Raw genomic sequence first — 25,333 nt, 5'->3', positions numbered from 1 at the left:
TTTGCTATACTTTTAATAAAGGTGACCTATTAGTTAGGCAAAGGAACGTTAACCTTTCTACTTGCAAGCTACCAAAGCAAGTTATCTACTTTTCGACATAGTAATGATAGATTACCTCTACCTTCAAATAAAATGAAAATCTGCTTTTCATTTTAAGCACGGAGGATATAGTGTTTATCCCATTTTCAAAGAAAAGCGTTACTATCGGAACGTCCGAAAAGCAGTGTTGCGACACCGCTTTTCAGACACCCCTACATTATCTAAATTAAAGGATTGAGAATCGATGCGTATTAACAAATTTTTAGCTGAAACAGGTGCGGTATCACGACGTGGTGCAGATAAATGGATTGAGGAAGGACGAATTACGATTAACGGAGAGCTCGCTACAATTGGTAGTAAGGTGCAGGTGGGGGATATTGTCTGTGTAGATGGTCAGCCCGTTACAAGAGAAGAACAGCTCGTTTACATTGCACTAAATAAGCCCGTTGGCATTACGAGCACAACCGAAAAACATATTAAGGGTAATGTAGTGGACTTCATTAATCACCCACTGCGTATTTTTCATATTGGACGTTTAGATAAGGATTCAGAAGGACTACTATTATTAACGAATGATGGAGATATCGTCAATGAAATTTTACGTGCTGAGCACCATCATGAAAAGGAATATATCGTCCAAGTGGATAAGCCAATTACGGAGAACTTTCTACAAAGAATGGCATCTGGTGTCGATATTTTAGATACGACAACATTACCTTGTCGCGTCGAAAAAATATCGAACAATGTTTTCAAAATTATTTTAGAGCAAGGCTTAAATCGCCAAATTCGCCGCATGTGCACGGCGCTTGGCTACTCAGTTAAAAGACTACAGCGCATTCGCATTATGAACATTCATTTAGGCAACTTAAAAGTCGGGCAATGGCGAGACTTAACAGAGCAAGAGCGAAAAGTATTATTCAAGCAACTAAACTATAAACAATCGTAGCACAAGTCTGGGGGAAAGATGATGCTTACAATTCAACCAACACCACTATTAACAGGGGCGCGCATTAGCGGCGATTATTGGGACATCGACCAGCTAGTTAATGCGATTTACTATATTGCAGGTGATGCCAAGCGCTACTATGATTACCAAGGAGCACGCAACCGCATCTTGAATATGTGCTATAAGCTTCGGCAGGCGACAAAGGGCGAAGAACAAATCGAATATGTAGCAAACGGTGTTAATCGTGGCATGCAAATAAAGCAAAAAATGATGATGCCCGAAAAAAACATTTACTTTGCAGCTAATATTTTATGGCCAGAGTTATTATTTACAGCCATTGCATGTAACGATTTTATCCGTTTACATCAAGAGCTAATCGACGATTCTCCTTGGAATCAGCATATCGCAACCGTACGCAACTTCCAAGCGCTCGTTGCAGACAGTTTACTAGAATTGATTGACGAGGAGCATTATGCCGTTTTCCTACATGTACTAAATGAAAAAACACCTGCCTATTTCCGCTATGCAACGCAATATGTCGATGTGCTTAATATCGAGTACCTTGCTTTGTCACAGGAAGAGCGGGCAGCACATCTTTCGGCATTTGCCATTCGTTTAGTTGTAGAGGGCGAGGATTACCAGTTATTATTAGACCAACTTATGCAGGCTGCAAAAGAAACAAAGCATACATTGCATGAACTACAAATCTCTTTGAAATATCCTGATTTTATTGATTGGTAGTAATAGAAGGTGAAGACTCAATGATATAAAGGTTTTCTGGTTTTGATACTAAAGAATTTCAGAATCATAAAAGGAGGAGCTTTTTAAAATTCTTTTGTTTGAATAGTCTAAATAACTGTTAGATGAAATTCTTGTTATAAATCTGAACGTTCTTGTGCATTAGTTTGGTACAGAATGGTGTTGATTTTAAGTTGAAATATATTTAAAATTTCTTAAAGAAACGAACATAGCAATTTATACCCACTTGCTATGTTCGCTTTGGAATAAACAGAAATATGCAAGTATGTTGAAAGAAATGACATCTAAATTATTTGAGAAGTATAACAAACGAGCATTGAAAATTGAAGAATCTGACGATATAGAGCGATTTCGAAGGTTTTTATTGGTAATATTGAGATAAGAAGGTTATTTCATGAAAGATATTTTGTTTTTAGCAGTGTTATCTATTATTATATTTTTTATTATTTATTATGTCATTGGTAGAGATATAGGTATGTCGTTGATGCTTAGCATAGGATTTTTTCTGTTATTTAGTTTATATCCTTTTCTGAAAAGAAAGATAGATGAGATGAGTAAATGAAGTATCTTATTGTCTTGTTCTAACTTAGGAGTTGTCCGAAAAGTCCATTTTGTTTTGACACCTAATTGAAATAAATGTTTTCATCGCTTCCCTTTTACTGAAGGATAACGCTGCTAAAGCCAATGTTCACCCCATTTTTAAAAGAGGCGTTCTCTGCTTATATGATGCGAAACATCATCGCTACTGTCCAAAATGCCGGCTATGCACGGCTTTTTGGACAGCCCCTTTCTTCTACTTCTCGTTTTTTTATTTGCGCATTTGTAGTGTCGATTCCCATCATACTAAATGGTAAACAAAAATTAATGTTAATACGACTTTTTAAAAATGATGTAGCTTTCATAATATCTCTTTCCACGAACAAGGTTATCATAAGGAATGATGACAATGCTTTTTTCAGACAAAAATAATGTTCATTCGACAAAAGAGATAGGGTTTAAAATAACATGACTTTTCAAAATCATATTGAAGAGTTGGTATTGCCTTTGCTCACATACGCCATCTTGCGAATAACCGCCTCATGCTGTGGATAGTTGGCTAATAGCTCATCCTGTGTGAACAGCTCAAAATCAGCAAAATCAAAACCGGGTGCAACCATGCAACCGACTAAGCTGAATGTAGCTGCCTCATCAACGGACGAGCCAAAAATCGTATGCTTCGGCACTAAAATTTGCGGTGTTTCTCCTTCAGCAATATTTAAACCAAGCTTCTTTGCCTCATACGTCCCATCTGGATAAATCATATGTACCGTTAATGGGCTTCCCGCATGGTAATACCATAATTCATCCGACTGTAAACGATGTAGATGAGAAATATCCTGTGAACGCAATAGAAAATATATGCTCGTATAAATTGGGCGCAAAACATCGCGCGTTGCTATTTCCTCATTAGCACGGAAGCTGGACTTATAATAGCCGCCCTCTGGATGTGCTTCAAGCTGCAACTGCTCAATGTAAAACTGTGCTGACTGTGTCATTTATTATCTCCCCTTTCATTTATCACATTAACGAAAAAAGAGCTGCCTTGCAAATTGTGCAAGACAACTCCCCCCTATTACAGCCCACCAAGATAAGCCGCTTTTACCTCATCGCTCTCCTGTAGCTCTTTTGCTGAACCCGATAAAACTATTTTACCTGTTTCTAAAACATAAGCTCGGTGTGCAACAGATAGTGCCATATTCGCATTTTGTTCAACTAATAGCACCGTCACACCTTCTTTATTGACCATTTCAATAATGTTAAAAATATTTTTTACCATTAAAGGTGCAAGACCCATTGATGGCTCATCCATTAAAATTAGCTTTGGCTTAGCCATTAGAGCACGTCCCATTGCAAGCATTTGCTGCTCGCCACCCGATAGTGTTCCTGCTAGCTGTTTATTACGCTCTAAAAGACGTGGAAACAGCTCATAAACATGGTCCATATCTTTTTTTATGCCTTCCCTATCTTTACGCAAATAGGCACCTAGCTCCAAATTTTCCTCTACCGTCATATTAGCAAAAACGCGACGCCCCTCCGGTACATGGGAAATTCCTGCCTTTACGATGGATTGTGCTGCCTTACCATCAATAGCTGAGCCTAAATATTCAATAGAGCCCTTTTTTGGCTTAAGCAAGCCAGATAACGTCTGAAGGAGCGTGCTTTTCCCAGCGCCATTCGCACCAATTAACGTAACAATCTCACCTTCATTTACTTCCAAGGAGATACCTTTTAATGCTTGGATATTACCATAATACACACTGATATCATTCACTTTCAGCATCTTCTGTTACCTCCTCTCCTAAATACGCCTCAATCACTTTTGGATTTGAACGAATTTCTGCTGGCGACCCTTCGGCAATTAGCTGACCATGGTCGAGCACATAAATCCGCTCACAAATCCCCATAACTAAACTCATATCATGCTCAATCAATAAAATAGTTAAATTAAATTCTTTTCGAATAAATGCAATAAGATCCATTAATTCTTTCGTTTCCTGCGGATTCATCCCCGCTGCTGGCTCATCTAATAATAAAAGTTGTGGTCCTGCCGCAAGTGCACGTGCAATTTCTAACCGGCGTTGCATCCCGTATGGTAAATTTTTCGATAACTCGTCTCGATACACATCTAAGCCAAAAATCTTTAAAAATGCGAGAGATTCCTCCTCCATTTTTTCCTCACCAGAAAAATGCTTTGGCAGTCGGAAAATAGAAGTCAAAATATTATGATTCGCCAAAGAGTGATTTGCTACCTTTACATTATCTAGCACAGACAGCTCTTTAAATAAACGAATATTTTGGAACGTACGGCTAATGCCCCCACGTGTTACTTTATATGGGTCTAACCCTTGAATTTGCTTACCATCAAAATTGATTATTCCTTCCGTTGGTGCGTACACACCTGTCAACATATTAAATGTCGTTGTTTTACCAGCACCATTTGGTCCAATTAATCCAATAAGCTCTCCTTTATTCATATACATATTCACATTTTGTACAGCCTTTAAACCGCCAAATTGAATACCTAAGCCATCGACTTTAAGAAGTGTACTCATATTTTCGTACCTCCCTTTTTACCGAACTTAAATATATCTGTAATTTCCTTTGTCCCCATTAAGCCTTTCGGACGGTATAGCATCACTAAAATTAATACAAGTGAATAAATAATCATACGTGTCTCAGGGAATCCTTGTAAATATGTCGAAACGAATGTTAAGAAAATTGCCGCAAGAACTGAACCAGATAAACTACCTAATCCTCCAAGTACAACTAAAATTAAAATATCAAAGGATTTTAAGAAGCCAAAAGCAGTTGGCTGAATAATGTAGAAATTATGCGCATAAATGGCGCCTGCTACCCCAGCGAAAAACGAGCCGAGTGCAAATGCTGCTACCTTATAATAAGTCGTGTTAATCCCCATCGCATCCGCCGCTATCTCATCTTCGCGGATTGAAATACATGCTCGACCGTGACGTGAATTTGTAAAGTTAGAAATAATTAAAATCGTAACAACTACACCGATAAAGGCATAAGTCCAGTTTGATTGATGCGTTACTTGCATCCCTGCTGCCCCACCAACATAATCAATATTTAAAAAGACAATACGAATAATCTCTGCAAAGCCGAGTGTAGCAATGGCTAAATAGTCCCCTCTTAAACGTAAAGTTGGAATACCTACTAATAGACCTGCTAACATTGCAACAACTGCACCAGCTAAAATGGCAACTACAAATGGCATGCCAAGCTTCATCGTAAAGATTGCTGATATGTAAGCACCTACTGCTAAAAATCCTGCGTGTCCAATCGAAAACTGCCCTGTTACACCAATAACAAGATGTAAGCTAACTGCTAACATTATGTTAATACACATTGTAATAAGCATATTTTGATAATGCATATTGACCATACCGAAAGAAATAAGAGTTTGTACAATTGCATAAAGCGCAATTGCCCCTACTGCATAGCCCCAAAAAACTTTAGACGTTTTCATCCCAGCTCACCTACACTTTCTCACGAGCATTTTTACCGAAAATGCCCGCTGGTCGTAAAATTAAAATTAAGATTAAAATAACGAATGCTGCTGCATCCCGCCATAAAGAAAACCCGAGTGCACTAACAACTGTTTCTACTACCCCTAGCACAAGACCACCAGCCATTGCACCCGGAATAATGCCAATACCGCCTAAAACGGCTGCAACGAATGCTTTTAAGCCCGGTAATACGCCCATTAATGGGTCGATTCTCGTATAATATATACCGAAAATAACCCCTGCTGCTCCTGCTAACGCCGAGCCAATTGCAAATGTCGCTGAAATTGTATTGTCTACATTAATACCCATTAAACGTGCTGCATCAGCATCATGCGAAACGGCACGCATCGCCTTACCGATTTTCGTACGGTGTACAATAAACTGTAATAATAGCATTAAAACAATTGATACCGTCAAAATAAAAATAGATTTTGTATCAATTTGTACACCCAAAACCTCTATAGATGTACTTGCAAAAACTGCTGGATATGCCTCCGGTGATGCACCACGGAAGAAAATAACTGTGTATTCAATTAACAAAGATACCCCGATAGCTGTAATTAATGCGGCAATACGTGTTGCATTGCGTAGACGCTTATAAGCTACCCTTTCAATAATAACCCCTATTACTGCACATAAAATCATCGCCATTAATAAAGCTGGAATAAAATGCATATCCCATCTAGCAATTGCAAAGAAGCCGATAAAGGCACCAAGCATGAAAACGTCACCATGTGCAAAGTTAATTAATTTGATAATTCCATAAACCATCGTATATCCAAGGGCAATTAACGCATATATACTTCCGAGTGAAATCCCATTTACGAGTTGCTGTATCCATTCCATTATTCTCACTCCTTTAATTTAACGGTAAAAAAGGGAGGCCAACGCTCGCCCCCCTTTCATGTCACTTAACGATTAAGGATTCACTTTAGAGTTGAACACTTGATTGCCGTCTTTGAATTCAAGAACTGTTGCCGATTTAACTGGGTTGTGTTTTTCATCTACTGTAAATGTACCTGTCACTAAGCCTAAATCTTTTGTTTCAGCTAACATATTTTTAATCGTTTCGCCTGTCACATCATCACCCGCACGCTCAATTGCATCTTTCAAGTAGTATACAGTGTCATATCCTAAAGCGTGGAAAGCATTTGGAGCTTGGTTGTATTTCCCTTTGAATGCTTCTACAAACTTCTGAATTGTCGCATCAGGATCTTCGGATGAATAGTGATTTGTAATGAATGTATTGTTTAATGCATCTTTTCCAGCTAAGTCAACTAAAGTCGGTGAATCCCAACCATCAGCCCCCATTAATGGCGCTGTGATACCTAGCTCACGTGCTTGCTTAACAATTAAGCCTACTTCCTCATAGTAACCTGGAATGAAAATGAAATCTGGGTTTGCCCCTTTAATATTCGTTAATGTCGATTTGAAATCTACATCTTTTGCTACATAAGCTTGTTCAATGACAACTTTTCCACCGTTCGCTTCAATTGTTTCCTTAAACGATGCAGCTAAGCCTTTTGCATAGTCAGAAGCATTATCAGCAAAAATTGCTACATTTTTTGCACCTAGTTCATTCGTTGCAAAGTTTGCCGCTACAGTTCCTTGGAATGGGTCGATAAAGCATGTACGGAATGCAAATTCATTAATTGAACCGTCCGCATTTTCTGTTACGTTTGGTGCAGTTCCAGATGCTGTTACAACAGGAACTTTATATTGATTGGCAATTTGTACAGTTGCTACTGTATTCCCAGATGTTGCTGGACCAATCATTGCAACAACCTTCTCCTGCTCTGCTAAACGAATCGCAGCAGATGTTGCCTCAGAGTTTTCAGATTTATTATCCACTTTGATTAACTCAATTTTTTTACCGTTAATGCCGCCATTTGCATTAATTTCCTCTACCGCTAATGTTGCGCCATCACCAATTGATGAGCCGTATGATGCTACTGCACCAGATAATTCAAGGTTAGCCCCAATTTTGATTGTATCGCCAGAAGCAGAGTTACCACTGCCTGATGATCCACCGTTTGATGACGAACTTCCGCCAGAATCAGCGCCACAACCTGCTAATGCACCAGCCAAAACTGAAGTTGCTAAGAATATAGAAGCAAATTTCTTTAGTTTATAATTTTTCATAATTATAAAACACCCTCTCATCAATTTTCTAATGTTTAGTATTTTCAGATAATTATACATAAAACATTCGTCCTGCACAATATAATTTTAAATATTCCGAAATATCTAGTTAAATTAAGTATTCAGATATTTCAGGCTCCTGTATTGTACTTGATTTTTATTATTACGTCCATACCTTTTTAATATTTTTTGCTCTTGATTTTCTCCAAATTTACCCCATATTAACAGGCTGTAAAACCCCCCTTTCAAAATTTAAAATGAAGTCAAAGTAGTTTAAGTAGAGGTTGTTTCACCCTATAGGTACGAACTCCTACGATAGCTTCAACTAACATAGAAGTTCAACATTTAAAATAATAGCGTATAAACACATATACGTTCATTAACATTTGACTCCCCTTTTAAACGCACTTCTTTCCGTAGTGTAAAAGGCGTTTCTTGTTCAAGGTAAAACAAGTAATCAATTGCAGGATAGTATAGAATAATATGAATATTTCTTGGGCTATATTCAAATGAGTATAGTATGTTCGCTACTACTTTACGGAAAATATCAATAGAAAATGGATTGAAAAAGAAAAATACATTATCCTCTTTTTTCACAATATATCGCTCTGCTATCATACGAAAAAATGTAATAGGTACATGCTTTTTCTGCGCCTTTTCTAAATATGCTTCTCTATTTTGTTGTGCTTCAATAAAAAATTTCTCATCCATCTCAATACCAACAACAGGAATATGGAAGCGATAATGAATATAAATGGGAACACGTCCCTTGCCACAGCCAATATCAACAAAAGTAGCATTGTCGGGCAATGTATAATCCTCAAAAAGCTGCTCAAGTCCTGTATATGGCGTAGGCTCATATCGATGGTAATGCGCCAGCTTTGGAAAACCATATTGAAAGCCAGCAGTATTTATTCGTAATAACTTTTCAAAATCATGCTCTTTCATCGCATTTGCCTCCTTTCATCAAACATGCATCATAATAGCTAATGAAAAATTTATAAATTTTTTCAAATTTTGATGAAAGTCTCACCGCATAGCTTTCCAACTAGCCCTCACTGTGTACATAGCAAATTAATTACTTACCTTACTCACTTCTCGTGCCATTGATTGTACGAGTGTTTCCACCGTCTTTGGTACAAAGCCTTCTAATACAGGATTAATCATCGCGGCCAAAAAGCCACCAGCAGTCATCGTTAGGCTCCCAGTTAATGAATAATTACCGTCAGCAGCTGGAGCTATTTCAAAATAGCCACTACCATTAATATTGTCAGATAAGCCGACTAAGTTAAAAGCTAATTTCTCCCCAGCTACGCTTGCTGTTTCGTCTAATTGTAATTTTACAGCCTTCTGTATAATGCCAAAATCCCCTTGAAATACCCAAATCATTTGCTGTGCAGTAGGAAATTCATGATGTAGATAACCCGGAATTAATACTGCCCAGCTCTCTTTATCTTGAATAAATTGCCATAATGCCTCTTTCGTAATTTGAATTGTTTCTTGATGAACACTTGTTGCCATTTCTAAATCCCCCCTAAACAATTAATTACACCCCTGCTACTTGTTTTTCCGTATTGAAGACATTAGCTATACACTTCATTCAGAATTGACACAAGTAACCAAATATTTGCTGAAGTCAATTACGCCTTCGCATAATTGCGTCCAAATTTTTTCGAGCTCGTTTAAAAACTCCCCTTCAAAATCTGTGACATCCGCCAGAGGCTTAACTTGAATCAGCAGGGAACTTGAGTCTCCCTCTGATTTAAAATATTTTTTTGCATTCATCCCTCCACTTATAGAAGTGGGGGATTTCTACTGAATCAAGTTAAAACAAATATACTTCATATAGTAGCAAATAGCGTGTTTTTTAACAATAAAAGGTGAAATTAGCCCCATAATTTTATCTTTTCATTACGTTTCCTTTGACATTTGTTCTAAAATCGGGTAAATTACCAAATGGCGAACATTTTCGCTCATAATAAAAAAAATATTCGTTTTTAGAGGTGTTTATATGATGGATAACGTATTTGATTATGAAGACATTCAATTAATTCCTAATAAATGTATTGTAGACAGCCGTTCACAATGTGATACGTCTGTTACACTTGGCGGACATAAATTTCGATTACCAGTAGTACCTGCTAATATGCAAACAATCATTGATGAAAAAATTGCTTTAATGTTAGCTGAACAGGGCTATTTTTACATTATGCATCGCTTCAATCCTGAAACACGCGTTAATTTTATTAAAGATATGCACGCCCGTGGCTTGATTGCTTCAATTAGTGTTGGTGTAAAAGAAGAAGAATACGCTTTTGTTGAGCAATTAGCGGCTGACAACCTAGTGCCTGAATTTATTACAATTGATATCGCACACGGTCATTCTAATGCTGTTATTCGCATGATTCAGCATCTGAAAAAGCACTTACCAAACAGCTTCGTTATCGCAGGAAACGTAGGAACTCCTGAAGCTGTACGAGAGCTTGAAAATGCTGGTGCTGATGCGACAAAAGTAGGGATTGGACCGGGTAAAGTTTGTATTACAAAAATTAAAACGGGCTTCGGTACAGGCGGCTGGCAATTAGCAGCTTTACGCTGGTGTGCAAAGGCTGCAACAAAACCAATTATTGCAGATGGCGGCATTCGCACACACGGCGATATCGCAAAATCTGTACGCTTTGGTGCTACGATGGTTATGATTGGTTCATTATTCGCAGGTCATGAGGAATCACCAGGTGAAACAATTGAAATCGATGGCAAACTAGTCAAAGAATATTTTGGTTCAGCCTCTGAATTCCAAAAAGGTGAAAAGAAAAATGTCGAAGGGAAAAAAATGTACGTCGACCACAAGGGGCCATTAAAGGAGACATTAATTGAAATGGAGCAAGACTTACAATCATCCATTTCATATGCTGGCGGCACAAAGCTTGATGCCATTCGAACTGTTGACTATGTCATCGTGAAAAACTCTATCTTTAATGGGGATAAAGTATATTAAAATAAACAAAATGGACGTCCCCAAAGCAGTGCTGTGGCACTACTTTGGGGACGTTTCCTTACACCTATACATCCTTAGGTCTAAATGTATTACAGCACGTTTCAAAGGAATAGCGAGCCTTTTCTGGGTTAGCATGCAAATCAAAATCGCGCGCAAACTCCATATTACTTTTTTTGCTTATACGCTCATCCATATCCACTTGAATCCGCTCTGCGCCGCAAAGATCACCTTTGGCATGAAAAATACAATTCACCACTGTACAGTTCACTTCTACTTGTGGCATTGTTCTCCTCCTCCGTCATATTTAGCAGAAAATAGAGCAAACTATCTCTATTTCTTATAAAGTATTATGCCCATTGGGAGGAGCTTTCATAATCTAAAAAAGAAAGTACATACTATATCCAAAGTTGTTTGGAAAGACTAAAACAAGTTTTTCAAACCGCTCTAGTTACACTAAAATTTCAATGGAATCTCCACATACGCAACTGTTTCTGAATCATTTTTAGAATAAAGTGAAATTTGTCCATCATATTTTTCAACAATGCTTTTAACGATAAATAACCCTTGTCCATGCACTTTATCTTTTTCTTCTCGTTTTGTAGAGTATCCTTGCTCAAAAATTGGCGCATTTGGCGAAATTTTAGGCCCTGTATTTGTTATTTGGAAAATGTACTTTTTAAAATCGACTGTGCAATCTACAACAATTTTTCGCTGTTCTTCTGGTAATACAATCGTTGCATCAATCGCATTATCAATAAGATTTGATAAAATCTTAATTAAATCTATCGTTTTTATATAATCAAAGGAGCTTTGCGCAACTGTAAAACTCATATCAATTTGATTATTTTGTGCAGCTAGCTTCTTCGTTTGTAACAAGATAGCAAGACCTGGGTGATTAATATCTAATTTAATCGATTCCAGTGTTTGCACTTCCTTGCTTAAAGCCTCAACATACTGCCTTGCTTGCTCTGCTTCTCTTAATTGTAAAAAGCCATATAACACTTGAATATGGTTCGTAAAATCATGTCTTAAAGAAGAAACAGATGTAATTAATGATTTAATCTCTGTTTGATATGTATCTTCTGTTTCATCAACTTCCTTCGCTAGCTCCTTTTGATACCAGCGTTGAATTAAAAAGAATGAAGTGATAGTAATAATAATTAAAGCACCATTAAAAATAAACAGTAAAATGTTATTTTCTAAAATATCCTTTTTAATGTTATCTAAGGAACTTGCACTTAAATCAATTCCTAAATAACCGATTACTTGCTCAGCCTCATCTTTAATTGGGACACCTACAGTTAAATACGTGCCGTATTTTGAGTCTTCCACAAAATCCGTTACAAACGGCGTTCCTTGGAAAAATGCCTCCCTTACGAATTTTTTAGGTATTAAGCAAATTTCCCCTATTGGATAATCATCAGATTGCTCTTCGTTAACAGGCTGACCAACAACCATTGCTCTTGCGATACTTGGATTATTAATTTCCATTGTATACATATATAACGCACCCGTTTTATCTTTAGCATCGCTTAAATAACTTCTAATGGCCCAATAGTAATTATTTTTTTCTGGATTTCCTAAAAATCTTTTATATGTTTTCATATCAATCGACCGAGCAATTGATTCACCAATTGAAAGGCTTTGACTAATAATGGACTCTTCTACAGTATTCTTCATCTTCATATAGGAAATCACCACATTTGCTGTAGTGAAAAGAAGGAGTAGCATTATCGAAAGAGCCATTATAACTTTTATATTTTTATTTTTCATACAACATTATAAGTCCTCTATAATTATTTTCTTTATGATTCTATTTATTCAATATTAACTGGCTGTAAGGATATAACTTCCGATTCATACAGTTATTGGTTATGTAAGTATTTCCCCAGAATATAAAATCAACAATCTGTAAGGATGAAGGCTTACTTTATACATACTACTACAATTGTACCATAAATTCCTTGCACAAATTCCCATTAGACAACTGTTTTTTCTCTGATTTATTTCATGTTTAGACCTAAAAAATTTTTTACCTTAATCTTATCTGTCAATTAGTAGGTTAATTTTACCCATGAAAAATGGAGCCGTCGAAAAGACTAACTCATTATTGATACAACGAATATGTAATTTCTACTTATTTATTTTAATAGAACACAAAAGAAACGCCTGAAAAGAAGTGCTTTGCACGCTTTTCAGACGTCCCCGTTTTTAATTATTTGTTGAATTGTAATACCTCTGCTGTTGAAGCGTGAATTTCTTCTAAAAGTGCTGGGTTGTCCATTAATTTTTGACCGAATGATGGAATCATTTCTTTAATTTTTGGCTCCCATTTTTTCAGCTCTTGTGGGAAGCAGCGCTTGATTACTTCAAGCATAACTGGAACGGCTGTTGAAGCACCTGGTGAAGCACCTAATAATGCTGCAATTGAGCCGTCAGCCGCGCTAACAACTTCCGTACCAAATTGTAGCGTGCCTTTTCCGCCTGCCTCTGTGTCTTTAATTACTTGTACACGTTGACCTGCGACAATTACTTCCCAATCCTCTGATTTTGCATTAGGAACAAAATCACGTAGCTCGTCCATGCGTTGTTCTTTTGATAATAATAGCTGTTGAATTAAATATTTTGTTAAAGACATTTCTTTCGCGCCACAAGCAAGCAATGTTAAAATATTATGCGGCTTAATCGATGCTACTAAATCCATATTTGAGCCTGTTTTTAAGAACTTCGGTGAGAAGCCTGCGAACGGCCCAAATAACAGGGATTTTTTTCCATCAATATAGCGTGTATCTAAATGTGGAACTGACATTGGTGGTGCGCCAACCGCTGCCTTCCCATATACTTTTGCATGATGTTGGTTAATAATTTCTTCATTTTTACATTGTAAAAATAATCCACTGATTGGGAAACCACCGATATGCTTCCCTTCAGGAATACCTGTTTTTTGCAATAGCTCTAAGCTTCCACCACCTGCGCCGAGGAAGACGAATTTCGCCTTATGGTATTCCATTCTGCAGCCGTCTTTATCATGGACTTTTACTTCCCATAATCCATTTTTCATACGGTTTATGCTGTGTACACTATGTTTAAAGTTTACTTCTACACCTTGGTTTTCTAAGTTTTTAACGAGCATACGTGTTAAAGCACCAAAGTTCACATCCGTACCTGTATCAATTTTAGTAGCGGCAATTGGCTCATTAGACTTGCGGTCGTTCATAATAAGTGGAATCCACTGTTTTAGCGTTTCTGGATTATCTGAAAACTCCATACCTTTAAATAGTGGATTTTGAATCATTGTTTCAAAACGTTTTTTCAAAAACACTACATTATCTGCACCTTGCACCATACTCATATGAGGTAGCGGCATAATAAAATCTTGCGGGTTGTCGATTAGTTTATTTTGCACTAAGTATGACCAAAACTGCATTGAAACTTGGAATTGCTCGTTTACATTAATTGCTTTGCTGATGTCAATTGAGCCGTCAGATTTTTCAGAAGTATAGTTCAGCTCACATAATGCAGCATGTCCTGTCCCTGCATTATTTAATTCGTGAGAGCTTTCCTCACCCGCTTTATCAAGCTGCTCAAACACTGTAATTTTCCAATCTGGCGCTAATTCTTTAAGGATTGCCCCCAAAGTAGCACTCATTATTCCGGCACCAATTAAGATAACATCTGATTGTGTATGTCTGTTACTCATTTTTACCTTCCTCATTATATATTAAGATTTGTAGAAAAATAGACGCCCTATTTTCCTATATCATTTATTACCTTATAGCAGTGTATCACAATTCCGCCATTATTAAAATATATACTAGCAATACGAGAGTTATCATTACTTTTCGAGCCTAGTCCTTCATTATTAAAGCAAATAATGAAACCGCTTATTTCCTGTCAGGCCCCCCATATATACAGTTTCGTCCATTGTGCTTGGCCCTATATAATGCTTTATCTGCCGCATTCAATAATTGATATAAAGTTTCTTCTATTTCCTTTGCTGCTTCAGCTAAACCGCCGCTAATTGTCGTAGCTACTACGATGTCATCTTTAACTAATGGTGTATTCTCTATAGCTTGGCGTATTTGATTTCCTAATTGCTCCGCCTCTACTACTGAATAATTTGGCAATGCAAGGACAAATTCTTCCCCGCCATAACGTGCAAACAATTCCTTGTCCTTTAACTGCGATTTACAGACTTGTGCAACATGTGCCAACACTTGGTCACCAATTGCATGACCATATGTATCATTTACCTTTTTAAAGTAGTCCACATCCATTAACATCACTGTAAAAGGGGCATTTTGCTCCTTTGCCACCGTATATAGTTGCATACACTTCTCAAAAAAAGCTCGACGATTATAGATTTGCGTCAATTCATCATAATAAGCTAATTGCTCTAGCTTGAGCTGTAAATCCTTTAGCTCTGTAATATCATTGAAAATAATCACTAAGCCATTTTGATAATTCGGCTGCTGTAAGGCAGATAAACGCACTTGATAGGTACGTCCTGTTTCTGGTAGCGAAACTTCCTGCATTGTGGCTAACGTGTCAAGTGTATAAGGCATAGGTGTTTTTAATAATGAATCCCATACATCCTGAAAGCTCATTCCGAGCATGGATCTTTTTAACTGCGGAAACATTTGACTACATGCTTGATTAAACTCAATCAAACGATGATGGTCGTCTAATACAACAACACCGTCATTAATGCTGTTAAAAATCCTATCTTTAGCTACCGGCATATTACGAAACAGACTTGATGAACGGATTGCCCATAAAAATAATAAAGATGAGATTACTAGTACTGCTGGCACAGGATCAAAACCGTCAGGCGTTAAACCTAGGGAGTAGATAAAAGCCATTGTCATAGGGAGAAACTGACTTCCCATTAATGCGATTAATTGTGGACGATAAACTTTATCTGTTTCTTTCCAATGGAAAAGCAATAGAAAAAAAGCAACTAGCATGCTAGCAAAAATAAATGCTCCATGAATGGAATACCATAGCCCAATTTCTTGGTAAATGTAGGGTTTACCTAAAATAGCATCAAACTCAAACATTTTGTAGTGCAGATGATGATAGTCATTCGTTGCTACCATTAACAATGTAATGATAGGAACAATCAGCAAGCCAATAAAAACCTTTTTCGTTACGCGAAACCCCAAATATTGCATGATAAGAAGCAATCCTAATGGTGGTGTTACTGCTATACCTAAATATTGAAAAACAGTCCAAACCTTCACTTCTTCTATAGATGTAGCTAATAAACCAAATCCTGCCGCAAAGCAATAAACAGCTATTAATGCGGTATAAGCCATAAATAGATAAATAATTTTAGTATAATGATGGCGCTTAATTAATACATGCAAGCTCAAATAAAGATTTAGCACACCTGCTGTAATGAATATTGTGACAATTGTTGTTATTTGTGAATGCACTATGACCTACCTCGTTTTATGTTTTGATTTTCTTATATGTACTAATATTTATAGCTGCTTCACAAGCGCAGTTAAATAGCTTGAGGCTTCTACCATTTTTGCGCCATACCAAAACATTTCGCCATCCACAAGTACAATTTTCGTATGAGGTAAAAATTCCTGAAATTCAGCAATATGCTTCTCACTATAAGGAAATGGCTCTGATGCAAGAAATAATACATCTAACTGTGTTGCTTTAAATTGCTCTTGCGATACAATTGGATAACGTCCGTCTAGCTGCGCAAACGGATTTTCAAAGCCAAGGCGCGCTAAAACATCATGAATATACGTCGTATCGCCAACTACCATGTACGGTTTGCGCCAAATAACATAGCCCGCTAGCCCTCGACTTTGCTGAGGTAAAGAGGCAAAGCCCGCTTTGCTTGCCTGTACAAGCTTCGTCGCCTTATTATTTTTATTTGTTAACATACCGAGCGTTTCTATAAGACGATAACCATCCTCAATCGCTTGCACCTCCGCTACAAACACTGGGGCAATTTGCTCAAGCTGTGTCACAATTTCCGCTGTATTTTCCTCTTTCTCTGCAAGTATTAAATCCGGCTTTAGCTGCTTTATCAAGTTGATATCAACCTGCTTCGTACCACCGACAGCCGTTAATTTCTCTACCTGTCCTTTCGGAAAAATGCAATACTTCGTACGCCCGATTAGTAGCTCTTCTGCGCCTATAGCAAATAATGTTTCGGTAATGGCAGGGCAAATGGAAATAATGCGCTGTGGTTGGGTAGAACATGTCACCTGTCGCCCAATATGGTCTGTTATTGTTCGCATATTTTATCTCCTCTCATTATTAAATAGCCAAACTTCCTTTTCTTTATGAATGGTCATCTTCTTTTGCATTTCGCCATAATGCGTATAACCAATAATATCCGATAGTACAAAAATAAATGCTTTCTCAAGCTTCGTGCCGTACACCGCCTGTGCTAATTGTTGACCTGTTCGTTCCCCTTGCTGCATTGCCTGCTCGATACGTAGCCATTTCAGCTCCATTCGCCGCAAGCTCTGCTCGATTACTTGTTTTGCATTTGTAAAGCTCGGCTGATGACCTGCAAACACATGCGCTAGCTCAAAGTTTTGCAAAGCATAAAAGGATTCTCGCTGTTGCTGCACAGTTGGGAGCATTGCCCCTTCTTCATCAAAATCTACTAGCGCATTCGGTATACTGTTAGCAAACATAATATCCCCAGCAAATAGCCATTTTGTACTCTCATCATAAAAAGCAATTGAATCAGGCGAATGTCCCGGGAAATAATGAATGCGAAAATCACCTAGCATTTGCGATTGATGCAACGGAAGTATCTCTGCCTGCACTTTCAATTGCTCGCGCTGCTCATAAGTTGCCTTTAACTTCGCCATACGTTGCATAGCCGCTGGCATATGTAACACATCGTACGCTCTATACAACCGCTCGAAAAAAACAATTTTATAATGCAAAAAATCGGGCTCGAAACGCAATCGCGGAACCGCTTTATCGCTTGCATAAACAGGGATTTCTTTACATGCGACAATATCATTAACCATCCCGGTATGGTCATTATGATGGTGTGTTAATAAAATTTGTGAAATATCCTGTAGTTGAAAGCCATATGCCGCAAGCTGCTCCTTGAAAAACTGCTTATAAACAGGATGTTCTATCCCCGCATCAATTAACGTCAAACTATAGGCATCCTCTACTAAAAAGCAGTTGATACTATCACGCGAATTTTGGGATGGCTTATAAATAATCGGATACACTTTTTTATTGCCAGCTTGAATAATTGGTTCCATATGAATACCCCTTACCTATTGAAAAGACATGTTAGAATGATTCTAACATGTCTAAGCCATTTTATCCTATATTAACAGGCTATCTAATGAGCGATGCGTTCGCACATTTTTCTAATATATAGGTTGTAAAATAAATTCATAGTCTGCAAGTGTAATCGCTCTCGGATATCCCTCAGATGGGGCATTTAGTGTGATAAAAATTTGATTCCCATCTATCCCACTGATTGCACCACCAATTGTTGTAGTATCAAACGTAACTTCTACCATTTTGTCTACTAGCTCTACTGGAACACTTTCTGCACAAGTAAGGACTAGCTCCAAATCATCTTTCCCAGCCCCTATTGCATTAATTATGATAGTTGTTGGTGAGTTTACCTCTTGTTTAATTGTTAACTGCGCAATTATTGCTGGTACAAGCTCTGTTGTTTGCTGTGTTACAGGGTCGGTATAAGAAATCGCTTCATTTAATATAAATGTTACTGTATCACCAGTTATTTGAATAGCATTTCGCATTTCCTCTAGTAACCCGAATATAGTTGCTAATTGCTCTTCCTCAAACTTATCATATAGAATGGACCAAATAGCTTCGTACACTATGCCAACACTTGGTTCTTCTCCATCCAAATAAATCATTAACTCTTCCCCGTCTAATGCTTGCTGGATTGCCACAAGCTCCTGCAAACCACTAGCAATATGCTGAATATTTCCTAGTTTTTCAAGCTTTTCTACCATATTATTAATGTCTGTTTGAGTCACAGCTACTAAAAGATTCATATTTGTTAAGGATGCAACCCGTTGATTAGCAATTGGTGAGCGCTTGGCATCTGTCACCATAGTTTGTGCCTCTGTAATCGCCATTTCTAGTGTATTTACTGCCCTTTGAGGTATCCATGCCTGGTCGTAAGAAATATCATAACCATTTTCCGATATAGGTATCGTGCCATTTTTCACCTCAGCTAGCTGTTCAAGCGCATTGCCAATCATTGCTTCAAGGCTCGTTATTACAAGTGGCGGATTTGTATTTCCGCTGCCAGAGCTGCCTCCACCAGTATTGCTACCGCTCGAGCTATTATCTACGACTGCTGGAGTGAACGGTAATTGTTGGCCATTGGCCTGTGTAATTGTGCGGATTTGCCCTCGGTTTTCGATTCGTTGGCGCAATTGATCTAATGGAAGGTCTGTTGTAATATTTCCTACCTCTACTCCCTCTCCAAGTACAAGTCCAGCATTTGCTGCCTCAGGTAGAAGAACATTGTCTATTTTTAATTTACCTTGTAATCTAGCACGCAATTCTTCTGCCCTCCTGCGGTTCTCCTCTTCTAGTTGTTTCTTTTTATTTTCTAGCTCCTGCAGTCTCGCCTCTTGCTGCTTTTTCAATTCTTCTAGCCTTAACTTTTGCAACTCATCTCTAACATAGGAATCAGCTACTCCTTGCATTTTTTCTTTATCTTGTTGTGATAAATTAGGGGCAAGCTGTTCGACAATTTCTCTTATTCGTTCTTCAGGTAATTGTTGCTGTGCAGTTCTCATAATTGAAGCTATTAGCGCATCTAGCTGGTTGGACATGTCAATATTCGCTCCTAGCTCGTTGAGCATGTCGCTATTCTCCATTGAAGACCTTAGGTTTTCTAAAAATTGCTCATTCTCTGCTCGAATTTTATTCAAATTATCCAGAATCGCCCCCATTAAATCTGGATTCATTGACAATAAATCAATTACAGCTGAACCATCCAAAACCTGATTTGGATACATGTTGGGATTCATATCAACCATACCAACATGAGGGACATTTATTTCTAATGATGGGCTAATGAAATTGATATATGGTAGTGAATCATTAGAATTAATCACCGCCCCTGATCCCACAAAAATAGCGTTGATGAAGCTGCCGTTAATTTCCGTTACCGTTACAAAGAAATTAGTGGCTACCTTAGTTAGCGATGCTACTTTAGGTGTCTCATTCTCCTGTAAAAACATTTCTCCATAGACATTTACTCCGTCTAACGCGATATAGGAAGTTTGCCCCGCAACACGAAGGTCTGCCTCGATTGTTATGTTTTTTAATTCAATAAAATCAGCATTGACTACAATATAACCAACAGAGGCATTGCCACCATCCAATACTACATGGGCGTTGGACTCTCCCGATGCATTTAGGTCGATTGCCAACACTTCAGTAATTTCTCCGTTTACAATAATGACATCTAGCTTTGCCCCAGCTAAAGCAGCCGCATTTTTAACGTTTAAAATGGGCTGTGCATTTGTGCCAATGGACCATTTCTGCGCATCTGTTACCAGCTCTCCATTTTCAATATTTTGTACGGTAATAGTAGCCCCCGTAACCTGATTAACAGAGCGTGCATGCTCGCTTGCACGCTCTGCTCTAACGATAAATGTTGCTAATTGACCACGTGTCACAAATTGATTACCGCTAAAAGTAGTAGTAGATGTCCCCTTTGTAATATGATTGGCAAATAACGCAGCTACTGCTTGTTGATGAGCTACCTCCACATCTATAAATGGCATGGCTACACTCTCTGAAGTAGGTAACTGCAATGTTTGTGCAATAATCGCAGCCATCTTATAACGTGTGATAGGTTGATTAATATGGGCTGGATTGTCCAAAATACCCGATAATTGTAGAAGCTCCTCGCCTGTTCCTTCCATGCCAATAACGCCTGCAATCATTTTCGCAGCCTGTGCATATGTCACCGCTTCATTCGGTTTAAATGTGCCATCGGGATAGCCATGAATAATGCCGCGCTCGGCCAAATTTATAATCGCTTCGTAATGACTGTTTTTCTCCTGCACATCTGAAAATGGGACTTCAGCGGCTTGTGCTGCTAGCCCACCCCCTGCAACAGCGCTCGCTGTGACAACCCCCGCTGTCGCTAAAATAAATAATTGATTTTTCTCCATCTCTGCCCCTCCTGTTCGCTTCATTAGCGCATATTGTTAATAATCGACGAGCGACTATCCTGCATTTTCTTCACAAAATCTGTCATCACATCAAATGCCTCATTACGCTTATTATTTAAACTTTGCAGACGTAGCATATCCATTTGCTGTGAATTGCCTAGTGTAGAAATTTGAGCTTTTAATTCATTAATTTGTTGCGCTAATTCTGCTTGTCTAGTTGAATTCGCCGTAGCCGCCTCTTGATTTAATAGCGCTATTTGTTCATTCAATACAGCAATATCCTCATTCCTTTGCTGCACATTCTCGATTTGACTTTTTAATTGTTCATCTAATAAGCTCGTTCGCTGAGATTGAACCATCATTAAAGCCGTTTCAATATCCATCCCTTGAATATTTAATGGCGGAATTGTTCCATTAGCTGAGACCCCTCCGCTACCTATCAATAAACCAAAAGCCAACGCACTACCAATTAACGTTTTCTTCACTTTTCTTACCTCCTCATTTAATTTGTCTAACTCCTTTGCTTCAAACCATAACATGTAAAGGTTAAATCTAGGTTAAAAAATTAAAATTTTTTCTGTATATTAATATAAAAAATCAAGTTACTTAATTAATAACTCAATAAAAACCTCTGTTGCTTTTGTGTGGAATTCTGCAATTGTCGTTGCAAGTGAAAAATTCCTCGTAATTGGAAACCCTTTTATATTCATTAGCTGCAATTTATTTAATTCTAATTCTTTTTTTATAGTTGAATGAGAAAGTAAAGAAATTCCTAAACCTGCTTCAATCGATTCCTTTATAACCTGTGTACTACTAAAAGTCATCAGTCTTTCAGGATAAAAGCCTAGCTGCTTAAACCCCTTTTCTTGCATATCCCGTGTTCCTGACCCCTCCTCGCGAACAAGCCAAGTCTCATGGCTCAAATCGAAAGGAGTTATGTTATATAAATCCAATAAAGGATGGTCAGATGCTGCAATTATTGATAAATAATCAGATGCAAAGGGGGTTATTTTAATTTTTTCATTATTTATTTCCCCTTCTATAATTCCCACATCAATTTGGTTTTGTAGGAGTAATTCAATAATTTCATGGGAATTTTTTATCATAATATTTGGATTTATTTGTGGATACATCTCCAATAAAGTAGCAATCTTATAAGGTAGAATATATTCCCCATAAGTATAGCTAGAGCCAATAGATAAAGTGCCTCTTGCAGTATGCTTCAAATCATCTAATAAATTTTCCATTCGCGTGTAAAGACCTAAAATATCCTTCGCATGATGGTAAACAATTTCTCCAGCTTTATTAAGCCTAACAAACTTATTAGTTCTTTCTAATAATTTTGTTCCCATTATGCGCTCTAAGTTTTGGATATAACTGCTAACTGCTGGCTGTGTCATATGAAGTATTTCAGCAGCACGAGTAAAATTTCGTTGCTCTACAACTGTAATAAAAACACGTAATGCTTGGTCCAACTTTCTCACTCCTATCAAATACGCCTCGGCTAACTTTCTTCTAGATTTTTTTGAGCGAACTAGTTGAAAGTTAACCTAAGAGCGTCACATTCTGTGACATTCGCCGCAAGTCTGACATAGTCACTCAGTCACTATCTTAGCATGCGATGTTCTTAGACTGAGTTCCTCTTTCTCAATCATTTATAGTAAGCCTTAAGCGGTTTAACAATCCACTAATGATAACCTATTACTTATCATTATCATTATTATAATTGATTTTACTTATTATTTTTAGAGGCATATGATTAAAACAAAATGTTAACTAAAGGAGATTTTTATATGACAGATTCACATAAATCATTTGCATCGAGAAATTGGCTTGCGGGAATTGGTTTTACTTTTATTATTGCATTGGTTAGCTTCGGACTTTCAAAATTACCTGTTCTGAATCATGTAGGACAGCTTGCATGTGCCATTATCATTGCTATTATTTTTCGTCAAATATGGGGATATCCTGAAAAACTACGTGAAGGAATTCAATTTTCCTCTAAAAAGCTATTAAGGCTTGCAATTATTCTTTTTGGATTAAAGCTTAATATGGATATTGTTTTTCATCAGGGATTAGGTCTGCTTGTTAAAGATGTCGGTACTATAGTTTTTTCAATAGTTCTTACCATGTTTTTGGCTAAATTATTAAAAGCAGATACCTCATTATCTTTACTCCTTGGAATAGGAACTGGGGTATGTGGTGCAGCCGCTATTGCTGCTGTTTCACCTATTTTGAAAGCGAAAGATGAAGATACCGCAATTGGTGCTGGTATCATTGCACTTGTAGGAACGATTTTTGCCGTTACTTATACTATTATAAGACCTTTAATACCTTTAACGGATATACAATATGGTATTTGGTCGGGGATTAGCTTACATGAAATTGCACATGTTGCCCTAGCTGGTACACCTGCGGGCTCGGATGCTCTTGCAATAGCTTTACTAGCCAAACTAGGCCGTGTCTTCCTACTTGTTCCATTAAGCTTTATACTTATCTATTGGATGAAGCACAAAAGAAAAACAGAAGCTGATTCTAATACAAAAATTGAATTTCCATGGTTTCTTATAGGATTTATTATAATGAGCTTATTCGGAAGCTATATACTTAATCGTGTCATTATAGTCCCTGCAAGTGTCATGGATGGAATATCATTTTTCACTTCTTTTATTTTGACCATGGCTATGATTGGACTAGGCTTAAATATTAATTTGAAAGACCTTCGAACAAAGGCTTTGCGACCGCTTTTAGCTATGCTGATTACCTCACTTTTTCTATCTATCATTACGTATTTCATTGTGTAATTAGCTATAAATTAGGGGAACCAGATTAGTTAAGGGGACTTTTGACACTTATGCTGAGAGTAACCGCAGGAGCAAATGTTTTGTGTGCTGAAAGCGAAGCGATAGGTACAAGCAGTTTTAGCAAATATTTAATGTAGAAGCAAGGGAGTTGTCCGAAAAGTCCATTTTGTTTTGACATCGCATTGAAATAAATGTTTTCATCGCCTCCCTTTTACTTGAGGGATAACACTGATAAAACCAATGTTCATCCCATTTTTAAAAGAAGCGTTTTCTGTTTAAATGAATCAACATTTTGCGAAACATCATCGCTACTGTCCAAAATGCCGGCTATGCACGGCTTTTTGGACAGCCCCTCGTTGTAAATATTTAATTTGTAACAACTGCTTGAATACGCTTTTCAATTAATGCAGTTAAAGCCAATATTGTATCGAAGCTATCACCTAAAAACTCTGAAGTAGCAAAGCTGACATCTAGCTCCTTAGCTAACTCTCTACATTCAGAATTGATTTCACTAAATGATTCTACATCGGCACTAACGCTTAATAACTCACATGTAACAAAGCCTTGTGCCCCGGCAGCGTGTAAATTTTTCATCGCATCCTTCACATTTGGGGACAGCCAGCCTTCAGATTTACCAGAACGATAAACAGACTGGAATCGCTCAATATTAGCCTTTTTAGCAATCGCGGCTGAAAGCTCCTCGAATTGTTTAGCGTAAGGCTCACTGCGCTCAGGAACTAATGGTTGACTATGCGCAGTAAAAAGTACATAAGCTGATTTCTGTGCTTCAATAGGTAGCCAATCAAAGGCACGTCGAACACGCTCTGCATAAACGTTAACAATCCCTTCATCTAAGTGCCAATTATCAATCGCTATATGACGAATATCGCTTCCTTTTACAAGCTCTGCCACTTCCGTATGCACTGCCCCTCCACCACTAACAGATAAAATTGGATTAACTGACAGTGTAACGATTGTCTCTGCACCAGCTTGTACCGCCTCATTATATACATCTTCCACAAACGGAGCCGTATGCTTATAAGCATTGTATAAACGTACCTCTTCCTCTGACCTATTATTTAAAGTCGTTTGCAGCGCTTTTGCGATACGTTCTGTTGAGGAACGAATAAAATCTGGCAACCCTGATTTTTTAAAAGCCTCTTCAATACCACCAAGCATCTGTGCTGGTATGGGCTTCCCCTTTAAAATATTACTGAAATATGTTTGAACATCATCAATTGATTTCGGTGCACCATACGCATAATAAATTACAGCAATCATGAAAACAGCTCCTTATAGCAGTAGTTTTAGCTTGTCTAGAAAATAGGCTAGCACACCAATTTCCAGACTAAAATAAAGTTTTTTAGAATTCATATAGACTTTATAGCTTTACGACT

At 37.7% G+C, this 25,333-nt stretch carries 23 protein-coding genes; 4 read left to right on the top strand and 19 right to left on the bottom strand.

Features of this window, described 5'->3' with window-relative positions; all coding sequences use genetic code 11:
• The first annotated feature begins 283 nt into the window (after positions 1–283).
• Together rluF and MHH70_RS11940 are read left to right on the top strand one after the other, a co-directional pair.
• Positions 284–985 (top strand): 23S rRNA pseudouridine(2604) synthase RluF, encoded by a 702-nt coding sequence (rluF, locus tag MHH70_RS11945; protein WP_066168729.1) that lies wholly within the window; start codon positions 284–286, stop codon positions 983–985.
• A gap of 18 nt (positions 986–1,003) precedes the next feature.
• A complete protein-coding gene (locus MHH70_RS11940; protein ID WP_235616082.1) occupies positions 1,004–1,726 on the top strand; it encodes a hypothetical protein in 723 nt (240 codons plus the stop codon).
• A 1,037-nt stretch (positions 1,727–2,763) separates the two neighbouring features.
• Here MHH70_RS11940 and MHH70_RS11935 read toward each other — a convergent pair.
• The 9 genes from MHH70_RS11935 to MHH70_RS11895 form a co-directional block, all read right to left on the bottom strand.
• The gene (locus MHH70_RS11935) at positions 2,764–3,279 is read right to left on the bottom strand and encodes a cupin domain-containing protein (RefSeq protein ID WP_066168720.1); all 516 of its coding nucleotides are present in this window, start codon (positions 3,277–3,279) and stop codon (positions 2,764–2,766) included.
• Positions 3,280–3,356: 77 nt separating this feature from the next.
• On the bottom strand, positions 3,357–4,064 hold the full coding sequence (locus tag MHH70_RS11930; RefSeq protein WP_107943507.1) for an ABC transporter ATP-binding protein: 708 nt from the start codon (positions 4,062–4,064) through the stop codon (positions 3,357–3,359).
• On the bottom strand, positions 4,048–4,836 hold the full coding sequence (locus tag MHH70_RS11925) for an ABC transporter ATP-binding protein (protein WP_107943508.1): 789 nt from the start codon (positions 4,834–4,836) through the stop codon (positions 4,048–4,050). The genes MHH70_RS11930 and MHH70_RS11925 overlap by 17 nt, the downstream gene beginning before the upstream one ends.
• Complete coding sequence (locus tag MHH70_RS11920; protein WP_066168711.1) at positions 4,833–5,771, bottom strand: branched-chain amino acid ABC transporter permease; 939 nt, start codon at positions 5,769–5,771, stop codon at positions 4,833–4,835. Before MHH70_RS11920 ends, MHH70_RS11925 begins: the two co-directional genes overlap by 4 nt.
• A 10-nt stretch (positions 5,772–5,781) precedes the next feature.
• The gene (locus MHH70_RS11915) at positions 5,782–6,657 is read right to left on the bottom strand and encodes a branched-chain amino acid ABC transporter permease (RefSeq protein WP_342471587.1); all 876 of its coding nucleotides are present in this window, start codon (positions 6,655–6,657) and stop codon (positions 5,782–5,784) included.
• Positions 6,658–6,729: 72 nt separating this feature from the next.
• Positions 6,730–7,956 carry an ABC transporter substrate-binding protein gene (locus tag MHH70_RS11910; RefSeq protein ID WP_066169082.1) on the bottom strand — a complete coding sequence of 409 codons (1,227 nt, stop codon included), beginning with the start codon at positions 7,954–7,956 and terminating at the stop codon, positions 6,730–6,732.
• 342 nt (positions 7,957–8,298) lie between these two features.
• Positions 8,299–8,901, bottom strand: a complete 603-nt coding sequence (locus tag MHH70_RS11905) for a class I SAM-dependent methyltransferase (protein WP_342471586.1) — start codon at positions 8,899–8,901, stop codon at positions 8,299–8,301.
• A 126-nt stretch (positions 8,902–9,027) separates the two neighbouring features.
• Positions 9,028–9,474: an SRPBCC family protein gene (locus MHH70_RS11900; RefSeq protein WP_342471585.1), complete on the bottom strand. Its 447-nt coding sequence runs from the start codon at positions 9,472–9,474 to the stop codon at positions 9,028–9,030.
• A gap of 75 nt (positions 9,475–9,549) precedes the next feature.
• A complete protein-coding gene (locus MHH70_RS11895; RefSeq protein ID WP_107943512.1) occupies positions 9,550–9,738 on the bottom strand; it encodes a hypothetical protein in 189 nt (62 codons plus the stop codon).
• Between the two features lie 229 nt (positions 9,739–9,967).
• On the opposite strand from MHH70_RS11895, the gene guaC reads away from it, so the two are divergent.
• Positions 9,968–10,951 carry a GMP reductase gene (gene guaC / locus MHH70_RS11890; RefSeq protein ID WP_107943579.1) on the top strand — a complete coding sequence of 328 codons (984 nt, stop codon included), beginning with the start codon at positions 9,968–9,970 and terminating at the stop codon, positions 10,949–10,951.
• A 64-nt stretch (positions 10,952–11,015) separates the two neighbouring features.
• On the opposite strand, the gene MHH70_RS11885 is transcribed toward guaC, so the two are convergent.
• From MHH70_RS11885 to MHH70_RS11845, 9 genes are all read right to left on the bottom strand, one after another.
• Positions 11,016–11,234 carry a DUF1540 domain-containing protein gene (locus MHH70_RS11885; protein ID WP_066168697.1) on the bottom strand — a complete coding sequence of 73 codons (219 nt, stop codon included), beginning with the start codon at positions 11,232–11,234 and terminating at the stop codon, positions 11,016–11,018.
• 170 nt (positions 11,235–11,404) lie between these two features.
• Complete coding sequence (locus tag MHH70_RS11880; protein WP_235616083.1) at positions 11,405–12,637, bottom strand: GHKL domain-containing protein; 1,233 nt, start codon at positions 12,635–12,637, stop codon at positions 11,405–11,407.
• A gap of 529 nt (positions 12,638–13,166) precedes the next feature.
• Entirely contained in the window at positions 13,167–14,651 is a 1,485-nt protein-coding gene (locus tag MHH70_RS11875) for a malate:quinone oxidoreductase (protein ID WP_342471584.1), read from the bottom strand.
• Positions 14,652–14,835: 184 nt separating this feature from the next.
• On the bottom strand, positions 14,836–16,389 hold the full coding sequence (locus tag MHH70_RS11870; RefSeq protein WP_342471583.1) for a diguanylate cyclase: 1,554 nt from the start codon (positions 16,387–16,389) through the stop codon (positions 14,836–14,838).
• A gap of 48 nt (positions 16,390–16,437) precedes the next feature.
• A complete protein-coding gene (locus tag MHH70_RS11865) occupies positions 16,438–17,217 on the bottom strand; it encodes a helical backbone metal receptor (RefSeq protein WP_342471582.1) in 780 nt (259 codons plus the stop codon).
• 3 nt (positions 17,218–17,220) lie between these two features.
• Complete coding sequence (locus MHH70_RS11860; protein WP_342471581.1) at positions 17,221–18,213, bottom strand: MBL fold metallo-hydrolase; 993 nt, start codon at positions 18,211–18,213, stop codon at positions 17,221–17,223.
• A 111-nt stretch (positions 18,214–18,324) separates the two neighbouring features.
• The gene (locus MHH70_RS11855) at positions 18,325–21,132 is read right to left on the bottom strand and encodes an S-layer homology domain-containing protein (RefSeq protein ID WP_342471580.1); all 2,808 of its coding nucleotides are present in this window, start codon (positions 21,130–21,132) and stop codon (positions 18,325–18,327) included.
• Positions 21,133–21,155: 23 nt separating this feature from the next.
• Positions 21,156–21,617, bottom strand: coding sequence for a hypothetical protein (locus MHH70_RS11850; RefSeq protein WP_342471579.1), 462 nt, complete (start codon positions 21,615–21,617; stop codon positions 21,156–21,158).
• Between the two features lie 117 nt (positions 21,618–21,734).
• Entirely contained in the window at positions 21,735–22,607 is an 873-nt protein-coding gene (locus tag MHH70_RS11845) for a LysR family transcriptional regulator (RefSeq protein ID WP_066168677.1), read from the bottom strand.
• Between the two features lie 318 nt (positions 22,608–22,925).
• Between MHH70_RS11845 and MHH70_RS11840 the strand changes: the two genes are divergently transcribed.
• Positions 22,926–23,936, top strand: a complete 1,011-nt coding sequence (locus tag MHH70_RS11840) for a putative sulfate exporter family transporter (protein ID WP_342471578.1) — start codon at positions 22,926–22,928, stop codon at positions 23,934–23,936.
• A gap of 366 nt (positions 23,937–24,302) precedes the next feature.
• On the opposite strand, the gene MHH70_RS11835 is transcribed toward MHH70_RS11840, so the two are convergent.
• Positions 24,303–25,217, bottom strand: a complete 915-nt coding sequence (locus MHH70_RS11835) for a ferrochelatase (RefSeq protein ID WP_342471577.1) — start codon at positions 25,215–25,217, stop codon at positions 24,303–24,305.
• Between the last annotated feature and the right edge of the window lie 116 nt (positions 25,218–25,333).

Source organism: Metasolibacillus sp. FSL H7-0170 (genome assembly GCF_038593115.1).
GTDB classification, from domain to species: domain Bacteria; phylum Bacillota; class Bacilli; order Bacillales_A; family Planococcaceae; genus Metasolibacillus; species Metasolibacillus fluoroglycofenilyticus.
This window is presented reverse-complemented; position numbering and strand designations above follow the sequence as displayed.

What these genes read in the sequence shown, in the direction of transcription:
- MHH70_RS11840 (WP_342471578.1), top strand. Translation starts at nt 22,926, where the DNA reads ATGACAGATTCACATAAATCATTTGCATCGAGAAATTGGCTTGCGGGA.
- MHH70_RS11920 (WP_066168711.1), bottom strand. Translation starts at nt 5,771, where the DNA reads ATGAAAACGTCTAAAGTTTTTTGGGGCTATGCAGTAGGGGCAATTGCG.
- MHH70_RS11855 (WP_342471580.1), bottom strand. Translation starts at nt 21,132, where the DNA reads ATGGAGAAAAATCAATTATTTATTTTAGCGACAGCGGGGGTTGTCACA.
- MHH70_RS11925 (WP_107943508.1), bottom strand. Translation starts at nt 4,836, where the DNA reads ATGAGTACACTTCTTAAAGTCGATGGCTTAGGTATTCAATTTGGCGGT.
- MHH70_RS11895 (WP_107943512.1), bottom strand. Translation starts at nt 9,738, where the DNA reads ATGAATGCAAAAAAATATTTTAAATCAGAGGGAGACTCAAGTTCCCTG.
- MHH70_RS11935 (WP_066168720.1), bottom strand. Translation starts at nt 3,279, where the DNA reads ATGACACAGTCAGCACAGTTTTACATTGAGCAGTTGCAGCTTGAAGCA.
- MHH70_RS11865 (WP_342471582.1), bottom strand. Translation starts at nt 17,217, where the DNA reads ATGCGAACAATAACAGACCATATTGGGCGACAGGTGACATGTTCTACC.
- MHH70_RS11835 (WP_342471577.1), bottom strand. Translation starts at nt 25,217, where the DNA reads ATGATTGCTGTAATTTATTATGCGTATGGTGCACCGAAATCAATTGAT.
- MHH70_RS11885 (WP_066168697.1), bottom strand. Translation starts at nt 11,234, where the DNA reads ATGCCACAAGTAGAAGTGAACTGTACAGTGGTGAATTGTATTTTTCAT.
- MHH70_RS11915 (WP_342471587.1), bottom strand. Translation starts at nt 6,657, where the DNA reads ATGGAATGGATACAGCAACTCGTAAATGGGATTTCACTCGGAAGTATA.
- MHH70_RS11860 (WP_342471581.1), bottom strand. Translation starts at nt 18,213, where the DNA reads ATGGAACCAATTATTCAAGCTGGCAATAAAAAAGTGTATCCGATTATT.
- MHH70_RS11900 (WP_342471585.1), bottom strand. Translation starts at nt 9,474, where the DNA reads ATGGCAACAAGTGTTCATCAAGAAACAATTCAAATTACGAAAGAGGCA.
- MHH70_RS11930 (WP_107943507.1), bottom strand. Translation starts at nt 4,064, where the DNA reads ATGCTGAAAGTGAATGATATCAGTGTGTATTATGGTAATATCCAAGCA.
- rluF (WP_066168729.1), top strand. Translation starts at nt 284, where the DNA reads ATGCGTATTAACAAATTTTTAGCTGAAACAGGTGCGGTATCACGACGT.
- MHH70_RS11875 (WP_342471584.1), bottom strand. Translation starts at nt 14,651, where the DNA reads ATGAGTAACAGACATACACAATCAGATGTTATCTTAATTGGTGCCGGA.
- MHH70_RS11940 (WP_235616082.1), top strand. Translation starts at nt 1,004, where the DNA reads ATGATGCTTACAATTCAACCAACACCACTATTAACAGGGGCGCGCATT.
- guaC (WP_107943579.1), top strand. Translation starts at nt 9,968, where the DNA reads ATGGATAACGTATTTGATTATGAAGACATTCAATTAATTCCTAATAAA.
- MHH70_RS11905 (WP_342471586.1), bottom strand. Translation starts at nt 8,901, where the DNA reads ATGAAAGAGCATGATTTTGAAAAGTTATTACGAATAAATACTGCTGGC.
- MHH70_RS11880 (WP_235616083.1), bottom strand. Translation starts at nt 12,637, where the DNA reads ATGAAGATGAAGAATACTGTAGAAGAGTCCATTATTAGTCAAAGCCTT.